This window comes from Microbispora sp. CA-102843, assembly GCF_050936215.1.
Classification (GTDB): Bacteria; Actinomycetota; Actinomycetes; order Streptosporangiales; family Streptosporangiaceae; genus Microbispora.
Map to the genome: position 1 here is coordinate 3,071,120 of NZ_JBNJNF010000001.1, position 19,305 is coordinate 3,090,424.

Annotated in this window: 20 protein-coding genes and 2 tRNA genes; 13 read left to right on the top strand and 9 right to left on the bottom strand. The window is 72.4% G+C overall.

Features of this window, described 5'->3' with window-relative positions; translation table 11 throughout:
* Nucleotides 1-249: 249 nt before the first annotated feature.
* From ACQEVJ_RS14430 to ACQEVJ_RS14440, 3 genes are all read right to left on the bottom strand, one after another.
* Nucleotides 250-396 (bottom strand): hypothetical protein, encoded by a 147-nt coding sequence (locus tag ACQEVJ_RS14430; protein ID WP_433101064.1) that lies wholly within the window; start codon nt 394-396, stop codon nt 250-252.
* Nucleotides 397-706: 310 nt separating this feature from the next.
* Nucleotides 707-781 (bottom strand) — tRNA-Val (locus tag ACQEVJ_RS14435).
* 25 nt (nt 782-806) lie between these two features.
* Nucleotides 807-878, bottom strand: a tRNA-Gly gene (locus ACQEVJ_RS14440).
* 185 nt (nt 879-1,063) lie between these two features.
* Between ACQEVJ_RS14440 and ACQEVJ_RS14445 the strand changes: the two genes are divergently transcribed.
* The 6 genes from ACQEVJ_RS14445 (at nt 1,064) to ACQEVJ_RS14470 (ending at nt 6,352) form a co-directional block, all read left to right on the top strand.
* Nucleotides 1,064-1,627, top strand: coding sequence for a DJ-1/PfpI family protein (locus tag ACQEVJ_RS14445; protein WP_433101066.1), 564 nt, complete (start codon nt 1,064-1,066; stop codon nt 1,625-1,627).
* Between the two features lie 65 nt (nt 1,628-1,692).
* Nucleotides 1,693-1,956 (top strand): hypothetical protein, encoded by a 264-nt coding sequence (locus ACQEVJ_RS14450; protein WP_433101068.1) that lies wholly within the window; start codon nt 1,693-1,695, stop codon nt 1,954-1,956.
* 32 nt (nt 1,957-1,988) lie between these two features.
* Nucleotides 1,989-2,264 carry a hypothetical protein gene (locus tag ACQEVJ_RS14455; RefSeq protein ID WP_079319166.1) on the top strand — a complete coding sequence of 92 codons (276 nt, stop codon included), beginning with the start codon at nt 1,989-1,991 and terminating at the stop codon, nt 2,262-2,264.
* Nucleotides 2,265-2,272: 8 nt separating this feature from the next.
* A complete protein-coding gene (gene glmS / locus ACQEVJ_RS14460) occupies nt 2,273-4,090 on the top strand; it encodes a glutamine--fructose-6-phosphate transaminase (isomerizing) (RefSeq protein WP_433101070.1) in 1,818 nt (605 codons plus the stop codon).
* Nucleotides 4,091-4,256: 166 nt separating this feature from the next.
* Complete coding sequence (locus ACQEVJ_RS14465; RefSeq protein ID WP_433101072.1) at nt 4,257-5,195, top strand: Bug family tripartite tricarboxylate transporter substrate binding protein; 939 nt, start codon at nt 4,257-4,259, stop codon at nt 5,193-5,195.
* Between the two features lie 101 nt (nt 5,196-5,296).
* Complete coding sequence (locus ACQEVJ_RS14470; protein WP_433101074.1) at nt 5,297-6,352, top strand: mechanosensitive ion channel family protein; 1,056 nt, start codon at nt 5,297-5,299, stop codon at nt 6,350-6,352.
* A 43-nt stretch (nt 6,353-6,395) separates the two neighbouring features.
* Here the strand turns inward: ACQEVJ_RS14470 and ACQEVJ_RS14475 are convergent, their stop codons facing one another.
* A complete protein-coding gene (locus ACQEVJ_RS14475) occupies nt 6,396-7,988 on the bottom strand; it encodes a hypothetical protein (protein WP_433101076.1) in 1,593 nt (530 codons plus the stop codon).
* Nucleotides 7,989-8,084: 96 nt separating this feature from the next.
* Here ACQEVJ_RS14475 and ACQEVJ_RS14480 point away from each other — a divergent pair, with 96 nt between their 5' ends.
* A complete protein-coding gene (locus ACQEVJ_RS14480) occupies nt 8,085-9,125 on the top strand; it encodes a P1 family peptidase (RefSeq protein WP_433101078.1) in 1,041 nt (346 codons plus the stop codon).
* A gap of 13 nt (nt 9,126-9,138) precedes the next feature.
* Here ACQEVJ_RS14480 and ACQEVJ_RS14485 read toward each other — a convergent pair whose 3' ends face one another.
* The gene (locus tag ACQEVJ_RS14485) at nt 9,139-10,374 is read right to left on the bottom strand and encodes a DUF5685 family protein (RefSeq protein WP_433101080.1); all 1,236 of its coding nucleotides are present in this window, start codon (nt 10,372-10,374) and stop codon (nt 9,139-9,141) included.
* 115 nt (nt 10,375-10,489) lie between these two features.
* Between ACQEVJ_RS14485 and ACQEVJ_RS14490 the strand changes: the two genes are divergently transcribed.
* Both ACQEVJ_RS14490 and ACQEVJ_RS14495 read left to right on the top strand, forming a co-directional pair.
* Entirely contained in the window at nt 10,490-11,254 is a 765-nt protein-coding gene (locus ACQEVJ_RS14490) for an enoyl-CoA hydratase/isomerase family protein (protein WP_433101082.1), read from the top strand.
* A 44-nt stretch (nt 11,255-11,298) separates the two neighbouring features.
* On the top strand, nt 11,299-11,889 hold the full coding sequence (locus ACQEVJ_RS14495; protein WP_433101084.1) for an Rv1733c family protein: 591 nt from the start codon (nt 11,299-11,301) through the stop codon (nt 11,887-11,889).
* Nucleotides 11,890-11,906: 17 nt separating this feature from the next.
* On the opposite strand, the gene glgC is transcribed toward ACQEVJ_RS14495, so the two are convergent.
* The gene (gene glgC / locus ACQEVJ_RS14500) at nt 11,907-13,280 is read right to left on the bottom strand and encodes a glucose-1-phosphate adenylyltransferase (RefSeq protein WP_433101086.1); all 1,374 of its coding nucleotides are present in this window, start codon (nt 13,278-13,280) and stop codon (nt 11,907-11,909) included.
* On the opposite strand from glgC, the gene glgA reads away from it, so the two are divergent.
* Nucleotides 13,218-14,393 carry a glycogen synthase gene (gene glgA, locus ACQEVJ_RS14505; protein WP_433101088.1) on the top strand — a complete coding sequence of 392 codons (1,176 nt, stop codon included), beginning with the start codon at nt 13,218-13,220 and terminating at the stop codon, nt 14,391-14,393. The genes glgC and glgA overlap by 63 nt on opposite strands.
* 5 nt (nt 14,394-14,398) lie before the next feature.
* On the opposite strand, the gene ACQEVJ_RS14510 is transcribed toward glgA, so the two are convergent.
* On the bottom strand, nt 14,399-15,442 hold the full coding sequence (locus ACQEVJ_RS14510; protein ID WP_433101090.1) for an alcohol dehydrogenase catalytic domain-containing protein: 1,044 nt from the start codon (nt 15,440-15,442) through the stop codon (nt 14,399-14,401).
* A gap of 58 nt (nt 15,443-15,500) precedes the next feature.
* On the opposite strand from ACQEVJ_RS14510, the gene pgeF reads away from it, so the two are divergent.
* Nucleotides 15,501-16,190 (top strand): peptidoglycan editing factor PgeF, encoded by a 690-nt coding sequence (gene pgeF / locus ACQEVJ_RS14515; protein ID WP_433112727.1) that lies wholly within the window; start codon nt 15,501-15,503, stop codon nt 16,188-16,190.
* Between the two features lie 44 nt (nt 16,191-16,234).
* On the opposite strand, the gene ACQEVJ_RS14520 is transcribed toward pgeF, so the two are convergent.
* Nucleotides 16,235-16,693: a MarR family winged helix-turn-helix transcriptional regulator gene (locus ACQEVJ_RS14520; RefSeq protein WP_433101092.1), complete on the bottom strand. Its 459-nt coding sequence runs from the start codon at nt 16,691-16,693 to the stop codon at nt 16,235-16,237.
* A gap of 50 nt (nt 16,694-16,743) precedes the next feature.
* Here ACQEVJ_RS14520 and ACQEVJ_RS14525 point away from each other — a divergent pair, with 50 nt between their 5' ends.
* Nucleotides 16,744-17,136 carry a VOC family protein gene (locus ACQEVJ_RS14525; protein ID WP_433101094.1) on the top strand — a complete coding sequence of 131 codons (393 nt, stop codon included), beginning with the start codon at nt 16,744-16,746 and terminating at the stop codon, nt 17,134-17,136.
* On the opposite strand, the gene ACQEVJ_RS14530 is transcribed toward ACQEVJ_RS14525, so the two are convergent.
* The gene (locus tag ACQEVJ_RS14530) at nt 17,130-18,038 is read right to left on the bottom strand and encodes an LLM class F420-dependent oxidoreductase (protein ID WP_433101096.1); all 909 of its coding nucleotides are present in this window, start codon (nt 18,036-18,038) and stop codon (nt 17,130-17,132) included. The genes ACQEVJ_RS14525 and ACQEVJ_RS14530 overlap by 7 nt on opposite strands.
* A gap of 364 nt (nt 18,039-18,402) precedes the next feature.
* On the opposite strand from ACQEVJ_RS14530, the gene ACQEVJ_RS14535 reads away from it, so the two are divergent.
* Nucleotides 18,403-19,125: a hypothetical protein gene (locus tag ACQEVJ_RS14535; RefSeq protein ID WP_433101098.1), complete on the top strand. Its 723-nt coding sequence runs from the start codon at nt 18,403-18,405 to the stop codon at nt 19,123-19,125.
* Nucleotides 19,126-19,305: the final 180 nt, after the last annotated feature.

Genomic DNA, 19,305 nt, shown 5'->3' on the forward strand with positions numbered 1-19,305 from the left:
GGCGCTGGGAATCGGCAGGGATCGGCCGTGCCCATCGCGATACCGGTGCTCATGGCGGGGGCGTACCGGTGGTGGCGGGAATGCTTCGCCGGAAAAGGCGAGCGCCGTGCCGCGGTTTCTCGACGGCGCCGGCCGCATTCGGCGGCCGGCGCCGTCGCGGATCGACGCGACGCCGTGAGGACGGAGGCCGGCACAGGTCCGAGACCATCCGTCTCGCCGAGGCGCTCGCGCGGGTGCCGGCCGTGGACGTCAGGCGGGCGGGCTGAGGGATTCGAGAACGGCGCTCATGGTGGGGGCGAAGGTCGACCAATACTCCTTGCGCGCCTTCCAGGTGAAGTGGCAGAACGTCGCATCGGCTTCGACGGCGCGCTCCGGTTCGCGGTACGCGCGGGCCACATGTCCCTTGTTGACGAAGGCGTTGCAGCCCAGGAACGGCTGCCCGAGGCCTCCTTCATTTCGGCCTCCGGATAAAGGAACTGGGCCCTGTCCGGCGATGCCGGCCGCGTGGGCGGAATGAGGGCCGAGAGCGTTTCCCGGGTGGTGGCCGCGGCCCGTGAGGCGGGGAGCGGGCCGTCCTGGGCGGTGATGTGGTCGAGCGATCGCGAGGCGACCGGCTCCAAGACGATCCAGGGGGCGGACGCGCGGGCCCTGCGATCGGATGGGGAAAACGACGAAACCCCGGCCGTGGCCGGGGTTTCTCTGTGACTGGTGGACGATACTGGGATTGAACCAGTGACCTCTTCCGTGTCAGGGAAGCGCTCTCCCGCTGAGCTAATCGTCCATGCCCGGATGTCGTCCGGGCTCCGAGCGGAAGACGGGATTCGAACCCGCGACCCTCACCTTGGCAAGGTGATGCTCTACCACTGAGCCACTTCCGCAGCCATCGCTCGGGTTTTTCCCGGCGACGCGTGAACAACTCTAGCGGATCCCGGAGGGTGCCGGTGCCAACTGCCGCCGATCCCCAGCGCACGCGGGACCTGACCGAAGCGGGGTGAGACGTTGACCTGCGGGAGAGGCCGTGCGCAGGATGAGGCGGCAACCGTACGCACGAGGGGGTTACGCCATGGCGAAGGTGCTCATCATCACCGGTGACGCGGCCGAGGACCTGGAAGTGATGTACCCGTACCAGCGGCTTCTGGAGGAGGGCTACGAGGCGCGCATCGCGGCGCCGTCCGCCAAGAAGCTGCAGTTCGTGGTGCACGACTTCGTCGAGGGCTTCGACACCTACACCGAGAAGCCGGGCCACACCTGGGCGGCCGACGTCGCCTTCTCCGACGTGAATCCGGACGAGTACGTCGCGCTGGTGATCCCCGGCGGACGCGCCCCCGAGTACATCCGCGGCGACCGGGACGTCCAGGAGATCGTCCGCCACTTCGCGGACGCCGGAAAGCCGATCGCCGCGCTTTGCCACGGGCCGCTGGTGCTCGCGGCGGCCGGGGTGCTGAAGGGCCGGGAGAGCAGCGCGTATCCCGCCTGCGCCCCTGACGTCGAGAACGGCGGCGGCACGTGGGTCGACAGTGAGGCGCACGTCGATCAGAACCTCGTGACCGGGCGGGCCTGGCCGGACCATCCGGCCTGGATGCGCGAGTTCATGAAGGTGCTGCGCGCCGCCGCCCCGGCGACCTGACGCCGCGCCGACCCGCGGGGGCGGCGGTCCGCGAGGGGTGGGTCGAAGCACTGGAGTCGCCCGCCATGACCGAATCCGCCCCCTGTCTCACCGCGACGCCGGAGGCGTACGACGCCGTCGCCGTCCGCTACGCCGCGCTCGGCAGAAACGCGCTCGACCGCCTGCCGCTGGACCGCGCGGTGCTCGCCGCGTTCGCCGGGTTCCACCGCGTGTTCCGCCGCGTGCTCGCTCCGGGCGGCCACCTCCTGCGTGCGCGACAGACCGTACGGATGCCGTGCGGGGCGATCTGCGGACTGATCCTGCCCGAAAACGGGCAGGAAACTTGTTAGTCGGCATCCGCACTGCGTTAGGGTCCTGCTCTGTGTCCACGGCACGGCATCCCTTCGAGGATCTGATCGGCCATCTCACCCGGACCACCTCACTGGGGCCGGGTGAGGCGGCCCGCGTGGTGGCCGACGTTCTGACGTACTTCGGCGAGCCCGCGGAAGAGTACGTGCGGCGCCGCCACGGCGAACTCAAGTCGAGGGGGCTGACGAACGACCAGATCTTTCCCAGAATCTCCGCCGAGCTCGCGGGAAGACGTGTCGCGGCACCGGAGCTGACCCTGCGCCAGCTCCGGCGGATCGTTTACGGATAGGAGCGGTTATGTGCGGAATCGTCGCTTATGTCGGGCCTAAGGATGCGGCACCCATCCTGCTCGAAGGTCTCCAGCGACTGGAGTACCGGGGCTACGACTCGGCCGGCCTCGCCGTCGTGAACGCCAAGAGCCTCAAGACGCGCAAGGTCAAGGGCCGGGTCGCCGACCTGGCGGCGGAGGTACCCGCGAAGTTCAAGGGCACGAGCGGCATCGGCCACACCCGGTGGGCCACCCACGGCGCGCCCAGTGACGTGAACGCGCACCCGCACCTCGACCAGGAGCAGCGGATCGCCGTCGTGCACAACGGCATCATCGAGAACGCCGACGAGCTGCGCCGCCGCCTGGAGGGCGAGGGCGTGAAGTTCGAGAGCGAGACCGACAGCGAGGTGCTCTCGCACCTCATCGGGCGCATGGTCAAGGAGACCGACTCGCTGCGGGAGGCCGTCCTGCGGGCGCTGAAGAGCGTGGTCGGCACGTACGGCATCGCCGTCATCGACGCGCAGCGCCCCGGCGAGATCGTGGTGGCCCGCAACGGCAGCCCGATCGTGCTCGGCCTCGGCGAGAAGGAGATGTTCGCCGCCTCCGACGTCGCCGCGCTCATCCGCTACACGCGCCAGGTCGTCCACCTGGAGGACGGCGAGCTCGCGGTCATCAAGGCCGACGGGTTCAACACGTTCACCAGCGACGCCAGGGAGACGGCCAAGGAGCCGTTCACGGTCGACTGGGACGCCGGGCACTACGACAACGGCGGCTACGAGCACTACCTGCTCAAGGAGATCTCCGAGCAGCCCGACACCGTCGCCCGCACGCTGCGCGGCCGCATCGACGACCGGTTCCACATCGCCCACCTCGGCGGCCTCAACATGGACGCCCGCGAGACCCGCTCCTTCCGCCGCGTGAAGATCATCGGCTGTGGGTCCGCGTACTACTCGGGCCAGATGGGCGCGCAGCTCATCGAGGAGCTGGCCCGCATCCCCGCCGACGCCGAGCCCGCGTCGGAGTTCCGCTACCGCAGCCCCGTCGTCGAGCCCGACACGCTGTACGTGGCGATCAGCCAGTCGGGCGAGACGTACGACACGCTCGCCGCCGTGCAGGAGCTCAAGCGCAAGGGCGGCCGGGTGCTCGGCATCGTCAACACCGTCGGCAGCGCCATCGCGCGGGAGACCGACGGCGGCATCTACCTGCACGCCGGTCCCGAGGTCTCGGTGGCCTCCACCAAGGCGTTCACCTCCACGGCCGTGGCGTTCGCGCTGCTCGCCCTGCACCTCGGCCGCGTACGCGACCTGTCGCCGGCCGACGGCCGCAGGATCTGCGAGGGCCTGCGCCGGCTGCCCGAGCAGATCAAGGAGATCCTCACGCTGGAGGACCGGATCAGGGAGCTGGCGAAGAAGTACGCCGACTCGCCGGGCATGATGTTCGTCGGCCGGGTGCGCGGCTACCCGGTGGCCCGCGAGGGCGCCCAGAAGCTCAAGGAGATCTCCTACGTCCACGCCGAGGCGTACCCGGCGAGCGAGCTCAAGCACGGCCCGCTCGCGCTGATCAGCCCCGAGCTGCCGACGGTCGCGATCGTCCCCGACGACGAGCTGCTGGACAAGAACCTCACCACGCTGGGCGAGATCCGCGCCCGGCACGGGCGCATCCTCATGGTCGGCCACCGCACCTCCGAGGCGGCCGACGACTGCATCGTGGTGCCCAAGAACGAGGTCGAGCTCGACCCCATCCTGCTCTCGATCCCGCTGCAGCTGTTCGCCTACCACGCCGCCGTCGCCCTGGAGCGCGACGTCGACCGCCCGCGCAACCTCGCCAAGAGCGTGACGGTCGAGTAGGACCGGTTTCTCCCGTACGGCCCGCGCCCACCCGGCGCGGGCCGTACCGGCATGCGGGGGTGGGCCCCATCGATCACCGCAGCCGTAACGTCCGTTATGTGGTGACATGGTGTAGTTACTCATAGTCTGTGCGTGTAAGGGACTCTTCGGGTAGGAGGGTGCCGACATGCGACGCCGTACGGTCCTCGCGCTGGGGGTCCTGGCCCTCGCGGGCGCGTGCGGCGTCCAAACGCCGCCGCACCGTAGAGAGCTCTCCCTGGCCGTCCCGGGCCCGCCCGGCGGATGCGGGGACGGCGTCGCCGCCGGGTTCAAGGCGCTCGTCGAGGGGCGTGGCTGGGCCCGGGCCGTACGGATCAGGCGGGAGGCCGGCGACGGCGGGACGGCTCTGGACCGGCCGGGCGGGCCGCGGACCGACCTGGTGATCGCCGATCCCGCGCTGCTCGCCGCCTGCGCGCTGGCCCGCGACCCGCTCCTGGTCACCAGGGCCGTTCCGCTCGCGCGGCTGGCGGGGGAGTGGGAGGTGCTGGTGACCTCGCCCGACTCGGGTTACCGCACGTTCGACCAGTTCGCCGCCGCGCTGCTGCGCGACCCCAGGGGGCCCAGGGTGGCGGGCGGGGCCGACCGCGGTCCGGAGCACCTGCTGCTCGGCATGACCGCGCGGGGCCTGGGAGCCGACCCCCGCCTGCTCGACTACGTGGCGTTCGACAGCAGGGTGCAGGCCGTCGCCGCGGTCCTCGACGGGCGGCTCGCACTCGGATTCGGCAGCAGGCGCGAGATCGCCCCCCATGTGCGTGCCGGACGGCTGCGGCCGCTCGCCGTCTCCTCCGCCGAGCGGCTGCCCGGGGTGGACGCGCCGACGCTGTCGGAGTCGGGCGTACGGGTCGTGTACGCCGACTGGACGGGGCTGATCGCCCCGCGCGGCACACCCGAGCGGGACGCCCTGCTCGACCTCTGCCGGGCCGTCGCCGGCACTCCGGGGTGGCAGAGCCTGTGCGACCGCAACGACTGGACGCCGATGTGGCTCGACGGTGACGACTTCCGCCAATGGCTCGTCGGCGAGGCGCGCCGTACGGCCCTGCTGCTCAACGATCTCGGGCTCCGCTGAGAAACACAAAGCACTGTGTCTGCAGGCACAGGCGTCGGCTTCGAGGAAGCCTTCTGATTCATCCGGTTTTCGGCGCTCCTGTAAAGGGCAAAGGGAACGCCATGACGACGACAGGGGGCGCCGTCACAGCGGCAGCGTGGAACTGGGCGACTTTGGCGATCGCCGTGGCCGCCGCGATCGTCGCGGTGGAACTGGTCCGGCGGGTGCTGAAATCGCGCCTGATAGGGGAGCGGTGGGCGCTCGCCGGGCCGTTCGTGCGCCGATGCACCTGGCCGGGCTTCGCCTCGGCCGTGGTGGGCACCGTCAAGGCGGCCTACGACCCCGACATGCCCGGATCGGGCTCCCACGGCTTCCAGCGCGTGCTCGCGTTGCTGCTGATCGCCTGCGTGACCTGGCTGATGATCCAGGCGGCGTACGCGGTGACCGACGTCGTCCTCGACCGGCTCACCCGGGTCGAGGGCGAGCGCAACCGCCGAGCCCGGCGCATCCGCACCCAGATCGCGCTGGTGCGCCGGGTGTCGGCGGCGGTCGTCGTGGTGCTCGCGCTGGGGGCGATGCTGTTCACCTTCCCGCAGGTGCGGGCGCTGGGAGCGGGACTGCTCGCCTCCGCCGGGATCGCCGGCGTGGTGGGCGGCATCGCGGCCCAGTCCACGCTCGGCAACATGCTGGCAGGGCTGCAGCTCGCCTTCAGCGACGCGCTGCGGCTCGACGACGTGGTCGTGGTGGAGGACGAGTGGGGCCGCATCGAGGAGCTGACCCTCACCTACGTGGCGCTGCGGCTGTGGGACGAGCGGCGGCTCATCCTGCCGGTGTCCTACTTCACCACCAACCCGTTCGAGAACTGGACGCGCCACGAGAGCCGCATCCTCGGCAGCATGTACCTCCGGGTGGACTGGTCGATCCCGGTCGAGGAGGTGCGCACCGAGCTCTACGGGGCGCTGCGCGAGAACCCGCTGTGGGACCAGAAGGACTGGACGCTGCAGGTCACCGACATCACCCCGGAGGGGCTGGTCGAGCTGCGCGCCCTGATGAGCGCGGCCGACTCCGCGAGCGCCTTCGACCTGCGCTGCGACATCCGCGAGCACCTGGTCGGGTTCATCCGCGAGAAGTACCCCGAGAGCCTCCCGCGCCTGCGCGTCGACACCCCCGCGCGCTGAGCTTCTCATCCACCCTCTCGGACCGGGCCGTGAGCGACGGGTGTCAGGGGGCGTTGGACGGCCGCAGGAGCCTGCTCGCGCCGGCGATGAGCGCGGTGGCGAGGATCCAGCCCGCGGCGACCAGGCCGTTCGCCAGCCACTGGGTCCATCCGGCCGGCTCCCAGGCGCCCCGCTGCTCGAACACGCTCACCGGCACGAGCAGGTCGAGCGTGTAGACGAAGGCGTTGAAGTGGCGCGACTCGTCCAGCCCGATCTGATGTGGCGGCCACTGCGTGAAGATCGCCGTGCCCGTCGCGAGGAGCAGCGCGGCCCACAGGCCGGCGAGCCAGGGCCGGTAGCCGTAGCCGACGAGCCCGTCGAGCAGCCGGCCCCACAGCCGCCCGGGCAGCCGCAGCGTCCGCCGCCGCGCCCGCTGCCGGGCCAGCAGCACCCGGCGCGCGTCCGGCTCGTGCCCGATGCGCCGGCAGTAGGCGGCCAGCTGCTCGTACGGCTGGGGCCGGTAGCCTCCGGGGTCGCGCCGCAGCCAGGAGAGCCGGTCCGCCAGGGTCGCGGGCCCGCGGAGCGACTCGTACGTCAGCCCGTTGAGCCGCACCTCGCCCGGGTAGCTCTCCGGACGGTCGAACAGCACGCCGAAGCGGGAGTAGCCGAGGTTGACCTCGCCCTCGATCGACTCGGGCAGCAGGATGAGCTCGTCCGCCTGCATGTGGCTCAGGTGCAGCACCCGGCCCCGCGCCCGCAGCACCGCGCCGTGGAACGACAGGACCCCGCCGATCCGCGCACCGCGCAGCCGCACGGTCCCGTGGGCGGTGAAACCCGCACCGAGTTCGGCCGTGGCGGCCTGCAGGTGGTCGGCGTGCACGGCGGGGGTGCCGTCCGCGGTGACGACGGCGCCCTGGAGGTAGAGCCCGCTGGAGAAGCGGGCGCCGATCAGCCGCAGGCCGCCCGTGGCCCGCATGTCGCGTAAGAAGGCGCTGCCGTCCACGACGAGCCCGCCGGCCCACAGCGCGACCGACTCCCAGGTCCGCGGCTCCTCCGAGCCCTCCGGTCCGTTCCACCGGGGCGGCTCCAGGGACGACGCCCCGGGCGGCATGCCCCGGTTCGGCACCCCGCCGGGGGTGCCCACCCGCGTGCCGGAGAGCCGGAGCTGGCCGGTCACGTGGGCGTTGTCCAGGCGCACCCCCGCGTGGATGGCCGATCCGTCGAGGTCGAGGAGCCCGTCGACCGTGGCCCGGCTGGCCCGGAAGCGGAAGATGTCGCAGCGCCGCAGCCGTACGCCCCTGGTCCTGGCGTCGTTGAGCGAGACCGTTCCGGCGATGCGGCAGTCGAGCAGGTGGACCTTCGCCTCGATCGTGGCGTCGGACAGATTGAGGTCGCCGGCGATCCGGGCTCCGGCGAGCCGGACGCCCGGCACCCGGCCCGAACCGCCGGTGCTCCGGTCGAGCACCAGGGCGGCGATCACCTCGGCGCGGACCACCCGGGAGCGGCCCCACAAGCCTTTTGAGCCCCACGCGCCGCCGGAGGAGGAGTCCGTCTCGCGGCCATGGCGAAGGTCGACCCAGGCGCCGGTGGGATAGGCGTCCCACAGCCGTCGCTCGGCGGGGGTGAGCAGGCGGAAGGGGGGCCGCGATCTTCCCATGGGCCGACGATATCGTCGATCTTCGCAGGGGCCGGCGCTCCGGCGGACCGGCCCGCGGGTGCCCCCGCGAAGCGTGAGAGCGACAAGAGGAACGTCATGGACAACCATCTGAGCGGGCGCGTGCGGGCGCGCTCGCTGGGCGTCGTCGTCGGCGCGCTGCCGACCGGGCCGTTGAACGCGATCACCGATGTCGAGGGGGTCCTGGTCGGTCACACCACGATCGACGACGGCGCCGATCTCCACACCGGGGTCACCGCCGTCGTCCCCCGTCACCTGATCGCCGGGCGGCGGGGGCTGCCGGCGGCCGTCTACGCCGGAAACGGGTACGGCAAGCTGGTCGGCTCGACCCAGGTCGACGAACTCGGCGTGCTGGAGTCACCCGTCGTCCTGACCGCCACGTTGTCGGTGTTCCGAGCCGCCGACGCGCTGCTCACCCACCTGATGGACCGCCGCCCGGACGGCATTTCCTTCAACCCCCTGGTGGGCGAGACCAACGACGGCTTCCTGTCCGACATCCGGCGCCGCCCCATCACCGAACGGCACGTCCTCGACGCGCTGGAGGGAGCCTCCGGCGGGCTGCCCGGGGAGGGATGTGTGGGGGCGGGGACCGGGACGACGGCCCTGGGATACAAGGCCGGTATCGGCACCTCCTCCCGGCGGCAGGTGGTGGACGGGGCTCCGGTCACGGTCGGCGTGCTCGTCCAGGCCAACTTCGGCGGCGTGCTGACCGTCCGCGGTGTCCCGATGCCGGTCGGCGAACTCATCCCGGGCGCCGCTCATCACGAGCAGGCCGGTGGCTCCTGCATGATCGTGGTGGCCACCGACGCGCCGCTCGACGCACGTCAACTCGGCCGCCTCGCCCGCCGGGCGGTCTTCGCGATGGGCCGGGTGGGCGCGTCGTACTCCCACGGCAGCGGCGACTACGCCGTCGCCTTCACCACGGCGCCACCGCGGGTCCCGCCCATGCCCGACGAGGCGCTGAACCCGGTTTTCGCCGCGGTCATGGACTCGGTCGAGGAGGCGCTGCTCAACTCCCTGTTCACCGCGACGACCACCACCGGCTTCCGCGGCCGCACGAGCCATGCGGTCCCCTACGACCGGCTCCTGGGCACGGACGGCCGGACCACGCTTACGTGAACGCGGCCGGGCGTCAGGAACCGCAGTCGCAGCAGCAGCCGTCCCCGCAGCAGCAGCCGTCTCCCGAGCAGCAGTCGGAGCAGTCGGAGCACGCCGAGCAGCAGTCGCAGCAGCCCGAGCAGTCGGGGCAGTCGCAGCCGTCACAGAAGCAGCGGTCCATGCACCGCTCCTGCCGATACTCGCTCCACGGCGGACGGTAGAGACCGCAGGTCAGGAAGGTCGTCACCCCGGCCACCGCCGTCAGCGCTATCCCCCGGCGGCTGCCCGGCGGCTCCTCCGCCGGCGGCCCGCCGGGCGGTGCGTCGGACGGCGCCGGGGAGGTGTCCCCGGCCGACGTGCGGTGCGCCGCGCAGGCGGCGCCGTGGGCACGCGGCCCGAACGCCCGGTCGACGGCGCGGCGGGTCTCGCCGCACAGCAGCGCCTCGACCAGGTGCCGCTCCTCCAGGTCGAGGTCGCGTACGGCCAGGCGCAGCCCGTGCAGCGCCTCCTCGCACACGCGCCGGGCCTCGGCGGGCGAGGTGCCGGTCGCGTCCAGCGGGTTGTACGCCCCGCGGGCCCGGTCCTCGGCGAGGTCCTCGACCGCGTCGATCAGGTGCGCGATCCGGCCGAAGAAGCGGCCGGCCTCGCGCAGGTTCTCGGCGTTGCCCGGCCGGCCCGCGAGCGTGGCGGTGTGCGCGAAGGCCGCGGCGACGGCGGTCTCGGTGGGCTCGGTGACGTCGAGCAGCCCGCACCCGGGGGACGCCTCCAGCAGCGCCTGGCGGGCGGAGACCTCGGTCAGGACGGCGGTGTCGAAGCCGATCGACTCCGCGCCGCGCCGGGCGGCCGAGGCCCAGGCGGCTGCCGTGACGCGCATCGGGACGCCGGCGACGCGCCGGGCCGCGATCCCGTCGCCGTCGGACGCGTGGTCGCGGATCTTGCCCGCGGCGAGGGCCAGCGAGACCACGGCGGACAGGCGGGCGCCCCGGTCGTCCGACGGCACCACCTCCGCCGACCGGAAGCCGCGCAGCGCGCAGGGCCCGGCGGTCCGCCGGTTCGGCCCTGCCCCGGCCCGTGATTGGGCCGGTGATTGGGCCGGTGATTGGGCCTCGGTCAGGACGGACAGGATGAGGCCGTCGTAGTTGGTCGCCATGCGGGCCAGATGCCCGTGCCGGTCCCGCAGCGTGAGGCAGAGCCCGCACAGGTGCGCGCGCCAGGCCTCGTGGACGGACGGGCAGGAGTGGCGGGCACACGGCCGGAGGATCCCGAACACCCAGAGACTCCTTGGGGGGTCATGCGTACGGGATCATCCCGTTGCGCGGCGATTATGCCATCACGGGCCGGAGCCCTGCTGGAGCAGCCGGGCGGGCGACCTGGACAATCGAGGGATGGAAGTTACCGACGGGTTCGAACTGGCCCTCGATGAGCACGTCGCCACCCTCACCCTCAACCGCCCGGCCAAGCGCAACGCCGTGACGGCCGCCATGTGGCGGGCGCTGCCGGGCATCCTCGCGGATCTCGCCGCGGACCCGAAGGTACGTGTCCTCGTCCTTACCGGAGCCGGGGGAACTTTCTGTTCCGGTGCTGATATTTCGGAAATTCATGAGCTTGGCGATAACGAGGATGACACCGGTCTTACCGTTGTCGCGGAGCGCGCGCTCGTGACCTTTCCCAAACCCGTGATCGCGATGATCGAGGGATACTGCGTCGGCGGCGGATGCCAGCTCGCGCTCGCCTGCGATCTGCGCGTCGCGGCGGCCGGGGCCCGCTTCGGCGTCACCCCCGCCAAGCTCGGGATCGTCTACCCGCTCAGCTCCACGCGGCGGCTCGCCGAGATCGCCGGGCCCGCCACCGCGAAGCTCCTGCTCTTCTCGGCCGAGCTCATCACCGCAGATCACGCGTTGCGCACCGGTCTCATCGACGAGGTGTTCCCGCCGGAGGACCTGCGCGAGCGCGTGTACGGCCTGGCGGCCACGATGGCCGGCAGGTCCCGGCTGACGCTGGCGGCGGCCAAGCAGATCATCGACGGCCGCGCCGGGGAGGCCGAGGTGCGCGCCTGGCAGCGGGAGGCCAGGGAGAGCGGCGAAATGGCCGAAGGTGTCCGGGCATATCGGGAGGGGCGTTCCCCTGGATTCTCTTGGGATGCAAAATAGGCATAAACGGGACTCGCAGTGGTAATGACCCTGTGAGGTGTGAGATGTCGCAGAATCTATTCGCCAGGTTCGCCCGCTGGCTGGGACTCGATAGGAATCCGCTTCGGCGCCGGTGCGACCGGGTCGAAGCGGTGGTACGGCTTGCCGCAGTGCTGGGAGTCGTGGCCGCGGTCGTGTTCGGCGTGATGCTCGGCGTGCGCGAGTACGGCAACGGCCTGAAGACCGAGGCCCAGCAGGTGCACAGCCGGCATCAGGTCGTCGCCACGCTGTCGGGCGACGTGACGACGCCCCGGCTGTCGGTGGCCGGAGCGGCGGTCGGGCATGCCCAGGCCACCTGGGTGGCCCCCGACGGCACGGCGAGGGCCGGTGTCATCGAGGTCTCGCCCAGCAGGCACGCGGGGGAGACCGTGCGCATCTGGACCGACGACCAAGGCGTGATCACGCCCCGGCCGCAGGACAGGGAGACCACGGTGGTCGCCGCGCTGACCGTCGGCACGGGCGTCCCGCTGGCCGCCGCCGCGATCCTCGCGCTGCTGGTGACCTGCACCCGCCTGGTCAACCAGCGCAGGGCCCGCCGGGTGTGGGAGGCCCAGTGGACGGTGGTCGAGCCCATGTGGCGGATCAACGGCCGCTGAGCCGCGCACAAGCGGGCTCAGCGGTCGACGATCTCGTTCTTGCCGATCACGACCACGCCGCTGCGGGTCACCGCGAAACGCTGGCGGTCGTACTCCAGGTCGAAGCCGATCCGGGCGCCGTCGGGGATGATCACGTTCTTGTCGATGATGGCCTTACGGACGATCGCGCCTCTGCCGATCTTGACCGAGCCCATCAGCACCGAGTCCTCGACGTGCGAGTGGGAGTGCAGCACCACACCGGGGGACAGGATCGAGCGCAGCGCGGTGCCGCCCGACACGATGACCCCGGGCGACACGAGCGACTCCAGCGCATGCCCCACCCGGTCGCCCTCGTTGTGCACGAACTTGGCCGGCGGCAGCGGATCGTTGCCGGTGTAGATCGGCCACCGGTCGTTGTAGAGATTGAAGACCGGCTGCACCGAGATGAGGTCCATGTTGGCCTCGTAGTAGGCGTCGAGCGTCCCCACGTCGCGCCAGTAGCCGCGGTCGCGCTCGGTGGAGCCGGGCACCACGTTGTTCGCGAAGTCGTACACCTCGGCGCCGCCGCTCTTGACGAACATCGGGATGATGTTGCCGCCGAGGTCGTGCTTGCTGCTGGGGTCGAGGGCGTCCTCGCGCAGGGCCTCGATGAGGGCCTGGGTCTTGAAGACGTAGTTGCCCATCGAGGCGAAGATCTGGTCGGGCGCGTCGGGCAGGCCCACCGCGTCCTTCGGCTTCTCGCGGAACGCGACGATCCTGCGGCCCGAGGGGTCCGCCTCGATGACCCCGAACTGGTCGGCCAGTTCGAGGGGCTGGCGGATCGCGGCGACGGTCACGTCCGAGCCCGAGTCGATGTGCTGGTCGACCATCTGGCGGGGATCCATGCGGTAGATGTGGTCCGCGCCGAAGACGATCACGTGATCGGGCATCTCGTCGTAGATCAGGTTGAGGTTCTGGAACAGCGCGTCGGCCGACCCGGAGAACCAGCGCGGCCCGAGCCGCTGTTGCGCGGGCACCGGGGTCACGTAGTTGCCGAGCATCGACGACAGCCGCCATGTCCGGGAGATGTGCCGGTCCAGGCTGTGGTTCTTGTACTGCGTCAGCACCACGATCTGCCAGTAGTGCGCGTTCGCCAGATTCGACAGAACGAAGTCGATGAGCCGGTAGATACCGCCGAAGGGCACGGCGGGCTTGGCCCGGTCCGCGGTCAGCGGCATCAGCCGCTTGCCCTCTCCACCCGCTAGCACGATCGCCAGGACCTTCATAGGCAGGACCTTAACCCGCGAAATGGCTAACAAACACCAGGGACACCGGCAAACAGTGCGGATCAGGACTCTAAGCTCACTCGTATGCGTGTCGATCTGCTGAGCCGTGAGTATCCGCCCGAGGTGTACGGCGGGGCCGGAGTCCATGTCGAGTACCTCGCGCGGGAGCTTCGCCGGCTGGCCGACGTGCGGGTCCGCTGCTTCGGCGGCCCCCGGGAAGAGCCCGGCGTGCGGGCCTACCAGGCCCCTGGAGGACTGTCCGGCGCGAACGCCGCCCTGCAGGTGCTCGGCGTCGACCTCGAGATGGCGGCCGGCTGCGAGGGCGCCGACGTCGTGCACAGCCACACCTGGTATGCGAACTTCGCCGGCCACGTCGCCAAGATGCTGTACGGCGTGCCGCACGTGATGACCACGCACAGCCTGGAGCCGCTGCGCCCGTGGAAGGCCGAGCAGCTCGGCGGCGGCTACACGCTCTCGTCGTGGGCGGAGCGGACCGCGCTCCACGCGGCCGACGCGATCATCGCGGTGTCCGAGGGCATGCGGCGCGACGTGCTCACGGCCTACCCGGAGGTCCCCGCCGAGCGCGTACGGGTGATCCACAACGGCATCGACACCGAGGAGTACGCGCCCTCCCGGGGCACCGAGGCCCTGGTCAAGCACGGCATCGACCCGGCCGTGCCGTACGTCGTCTTCGTGGGGCGGATCACCCGGCAGAAGGGCCTGGTGCACCTGCTCCACGCGGCCCGGTCGTTCGACCCGGCGGCGCAGCTCGTGCTGTGCGCGGGCGCGCCCGACACGCCGGAGATCGCCGAGGAGGTCACGGCGCTCGTGCGGGAGCTGTCTGCCTCCCGCAAGGGCGTGGTGTGGATCTCCGAGATGCTGCCCAGGCCCGAGGTGATCCAGATCCTCACGCACGCCACCGTGTTCGTCTGCCCCTCGGTGTACGAGCCGATGGGCATCGTGAACCTGGAGGCGATGGCGTGCGAGACCGCCGTCGTGGCGACCGCGACCGGAGGCATCCCCGAGGTCGTGGCCGACGGCGAGACGGGCCTGCTCGTCCCGATCGACCAGGGCCGGGACGGCGAGCCGCACGACCCGGAGGCGTTCGCCGCGGCGCTGGCCGAGCGGGTGAACACGGTGCTCGGAGACCCGCGCCTCGCGGCCGCGATGGGTGAGGCCGGGCGCGTGCGCGCGATCGACCACTTCTCCTGGCGGCGGATCGCCGAGCGCACCCACGAGCTCTACGCGTCGCTCACCTGACCAGGTCATTGATCGGGGATGATCATCGTGACGCCCGGGTGCGCGCCCGGCCGGGTCAGCGCGTCCGGCGCGTCGTCCAGGCCGATGGTGCGGGTGACCAGCAGGTCGGGGCGGAGCACGCCCGCCGCGATCAGCTCCAGCATCGGGGGATAGGCGTGGGCGGCCATGCCGTGGCTGCCCGCGATCTCCAGCTCGTGCGCGATCACCCGGCCCATCGGCAGCGCGGTCTGCCCGGGCAGCAGGCCCACCTGCACGTGGCGGCCCCGCCTGCGCAGGCCGCCGATCGACGCGGCGCAGGTCGCGGCGCCGCCCAGCGCGTCGAGGGACACGTCGGCGCCGCCGCCCCCGGCCGCCGCCCTGACCCGTGCGGCCGACTCCTCGGGGGAGTCGCCCTCGCCGAGCAGGACGCACTCGGCCGCGCCGAACCGCCGGGCCAGGTCGAGCGCGCCGGGCGACACGTCCACCGCGACGACCCGCGCCCCCACGGCGGCGCCGATCATCACGGCCGACAGCCCGACCCCGCCGCAGCCGTGCACGGCGAGCCACTGGCCCGCCCGGACCCGCCCCTGCTCGACGACGGCACGGAACGCGGTGGCGAAGCGGCAGCCCAGGCTCGCCGCCGTGGCGAACGCCATGCCGTCCGGCAGCCGTACGAGGTTCACGTCGGCGTGGTCGATCGCCACCAGCCCGGCGAACGACCCCCAGTGGGTGAAGCCGGGCTGCGTCTGGCGCTCGCACACCTGCTGGTTGCCGCCCGCGCACTCGCGGCAGCTCCCGCAGGCGCAGATGAACGGCACCATCACCCGGTCGCCCGGCCGCCAGCGGGTCACCCCCGGGCCGGCCGAGTCCACCACACCCGCCAGCTCGTGGCCGGGCACGTGGGGCAGCGCCGTGATGTCCGCGTCGTGGCCCATCCATCCGTGCCAGTCGCTGCGGCACATCCCGGTCGCCTCGACCCTGATCACGACGCCGTCCTGCGGCGCCACCGGGTCCGCCACCTCGCGCACCTCGGCCCGCCCGCCGAACTCCTCGTACACAACCGCGCGCATGTCACGCTCCTTTCCCAGGCCGTACGCTAATCGGGTGATTGCGATCGACCGGGTACGGATGGCCTTCACCGACCGGCACGGCGGCGTGAGCGCCGAGCCGTACGGCACGCGCAACCTCGGCGGGGCGGTGGGGGACGACCCGGCTGCCGTCGCCGAGAACCGGGCGAAGACGGCCGCGGAGTTCGGGCTCGGCCAGGCGGTGTTCATGCGCCAGGTCCACGGGACCGACGTCGCCTACGCGGAGGGGCCGTTCGGGGACGAGCCGCCCGCGCTGGACGGGGTGTTCACCGACCGTCCGGGGCTCGGCCTCGCGGTCCTGGTCGCCGACTGCGCGCCCGTGCTGGTGGCCGACCCTGTGGCCGGCCTGGTCGGCGGCGCGCACTCGGGGCGGCCGGGCACGGAGGCGGGCGTGGTTCCCGCCCTGGTCGAGGCGATGGCCGCGCGGGGCGCACGGCCGGAGCGGATGGTGGCCGTGATCGGGCCGTCAGCCTGCGGGCTGTGCTACGAGGTGCCGGAAGACCTGCGCGAGCGCGTCGCCGCCCGGGTGCCCGAGACCTGGTCGCGCACCCGGCGGGGCACGCCCGCGCTCGACATCCGGGCCGGCATCGCGGCCCAGCTCGCCCGGGCAGGCGTGGCCGACGTCAGGCACGACGACCGCTGCACGATCGAGACGGCCGACCTCTACTCCTACCGTCGCGAGCAGCGCACCGGGCGCTTCGCCGGTTACGTCTGGCTCACCGGCGCCTGACACGCACCGCCTGAGACCGCTCCGCGATGGCCGCCGGAGGCGTCTCAGGCGCGGGCCCGCGGCTCCAGCCCGGCGTACGCCTTCCGGAGCAGCGCGTGCAGGGTCGCCCGCTCGTCCTCGTCCAGCGCGGCCAGCAGGTCGTCGCGCACCTCGCCAGCCTCGCGCAGGGCCGCCTCCAGCGTGGCCCGGCCCGCGGGGCTGACGGCGACCCGGTATCGCCGCCGGTCCGCGGGATCGCGGTCGCGCTCCACGAGGCCGAGCGGCACGAGCGTGTCCATCACCGCCACGAGGTCGCTGGGGTCGATGCCCAGCCGGTCGCCGAGCTCGCGCTGGGACGCCGGGCCGAAGTCGCGCAGCGCGGCCAGCACGGCCATGTCCCACAGGCCGATGCCGTGCCCGCGCAGCCGGTCGCCCATGCGGCGTCGCCCGGCGATGCCCACCTTCGACAGCAGGAACGCCGTGATATCGAGCAGAGAGGGGGGAAGTTGCGGCACCTCGCTCACGAGAGCAGGATAGGGCACAACCAATAGTTGGTACATACCAAGGGATTGTCATGGACGCTCTCTATCCCCGCGTGCTCGCCTCCCGGTTCGCCGAGTGCTTCCGCTTCTACGACGGCCTGCTCACCGCGGTGGCCGGCGCGCACCTCGTCAAGGGCGCCGAGACGGGGCCGTACGCCAACTGGGACCGCGATACGGAGGCGGTGCTGGCCCTGCTCGACCGCCGGATGCTGGCACGGGTGGTCGGCGTCGATCTCGACGGCGGCGGCGACGGGACGATGCTGGTCCTGACCGTGGACGACGTCAACCGGGCCGCGGCCGTGGGGGCCGCACACGGAGGGCGGGTCGTGGCGCCGCCGAGCGCCCGGCCCGAATGGGGGCCGACCTGCCGCACCGCCCACCTGCGCGACCCCGACGGCAACCTGCTGGAGCTCCAGTCCTACTGAGCGCCGTCGCGCCGCCCGCGCAGGTCGGCCAGGAGGCCGAGGGTCCGCGCCCGCTCGCGCTCGTCTCCGAAGGGGCTCACCACGAGTTCGGTCGCGCCCGCCTCGGCATAGGCCCGGACGGCGCGCTCGACCGCCGACTCGTCCCCGGCCACGACCGTCTCCTCCACCCCCGACCTGCCCTGGCGGTCCAGGATCGCCCGGTAGCTGGGCAGGTCGCCGACGGGTCCGAGGGACTCCGCGACCCGCCGCCGTACGCCCTCGGGGTCCGCGGTCACGCTCACGATCACACCGGCGACGACCCGTGGCCGCGGCCGTCCGGCGGCCGTGGCGGCGCGGGTGACCGACGGCGTCACGTGGTCGGCGATCGTCTCCGGGCCGGTCCAGACGGTCACCACGCCGTCGGCGAGTTCGCCGGCCATCCGCAGCATGACCGGCCCGAGGGCGGCCAGCAGGACCGGCGGCGGCTCGGCGCCGGGCACCTCGACCCGCCCCGCCGCCGTCAGCGTCTCCCCGTGGTAGTCGACCTGCTCGCCCCGCAGCAGCGGGACCAGCGCGGACAGGTATTCGCGGACGTGCCGGGCCGGTCGGTCGTACGACAGGCCGAAGTGCGTCTCGATGAGCGGCCCGTGGCTCGGCCCGATGCCGAGCGTGAAGCGGTTGCCGCTGGCCGCCTGGGTGGTGAGCGCCTGCCCGGCGAGCGCCAGCGGATGTCTCGGGTGAGTCTGGGTCACGGCCGTGCCGACGGCGATCCCGGGCACCTCGCGGGCGGCGAGCGCCGCGAGCTGGACGGCGTCCCACGACAGGAACTGGTTGAAGTAGGCGCTGTCGAGGCCGGCCTCGGCCGCCTCGCGTACCTGCCCGATCAGCTCGTCCAGGCTCAGGCCGATTCCTCCGGCGGCCACTCCGAGCCGCGGGAGCCCAGCGGGAGGGCGCCGTCCGCGACGACATCACACCACGCGAGGTCGTCGGGCTGCTCAGCGTCGCGGTGTGCCGCCCCGGCGCCCGGCCCGACGATGCGCTGACCACCGTCATCCTCGACGGACTCGGCACGCGGGCGGCCTCGCGCGGGGTCCGGACCTGACCGGCGGCGCGACCGGCGGCTGGGGCGGCGCCGGGCTTGCGGGCCGCTTACAGCGCTTGCGGAAAGCGCCCGTCAAGGGACGTGCAGGCGGGCGGGCCTATCACTGAGGTGCACGGACCCGGCGGCGACGGCCGGACGGGACCGCCGATCAGCACCCTCGTCCCGCAGCAGCACAGGAGATCGTCATGAAGCGCACCCTGCTCGGTCTGGCCACCGCCACGATCGCCGGTCTGGCCGTCACCGCCCCCGTCACGCTCATGGCCGGCCCGGCCTCCGCCGGCGGCGACTACGGCCCGAACACCTGCCAGGAGGGCTACGTCTGGCGCGAGGCCCGCACGGGCGACGTCGTCTGCGTGACATCCGCGACCCGCACGCAGACCCTCGCCGACAACGCCGCCAGGGCCTCCCGCTGGACCTCCGGCCCGTACGGCCCGCACACCTGCGTCACCGGATACGTCTGGCGCGAGGCGTTCACCGGCGACGACGTGTGCGTCACCCCCGCCGTCCGCGCGCAGGCCAAGCTCGACAACGGCAAGGCGGCCGACCGCAAGGTCTCGGCCAAGCTGTGGATCAGCCGCTACACCGTCCCGCCCGTGGACAACGGCGACGGCACCTCCACCAGCACCTCCGTCGACGACATTCCGCGCCTCAAGATCAACGGCGACCACTTCAACATCGGCCAGGTCAGGCTCTACATCCGGTACAACACCGGCAGGCTCTACTGGAGCGGCACGGTGAGTGCGAGCGCGCACAGCGGCTACGCGGGCGGCAGCTTCGGCAAGAAGACAGGCGTTTTCGACTGCGCCTCGCCCGGCAAGGCGGCCAACGCCTACGCGCAGGTCCAGGACGTCGTCTCCGGCCGCTGGTCGCCCCGCCTTCCCGTACGTGTCGGCTGCGCCGTCCTTTGACGGCCGCCGCCCAGGTCAAGGGATCTTCTGACAGGCCTGGCGTTCCAAGCATCGTGATCGGGGTAGTCGGTGGGCCTGCGGGGACCGCCGGAGGCCGGCCCGCGACCCGGCCCCCGGCGGATCCCACCCCCTGACGATGTGAGGACTGACATGGGAACCGCGACCCCGGTACCGGAGACC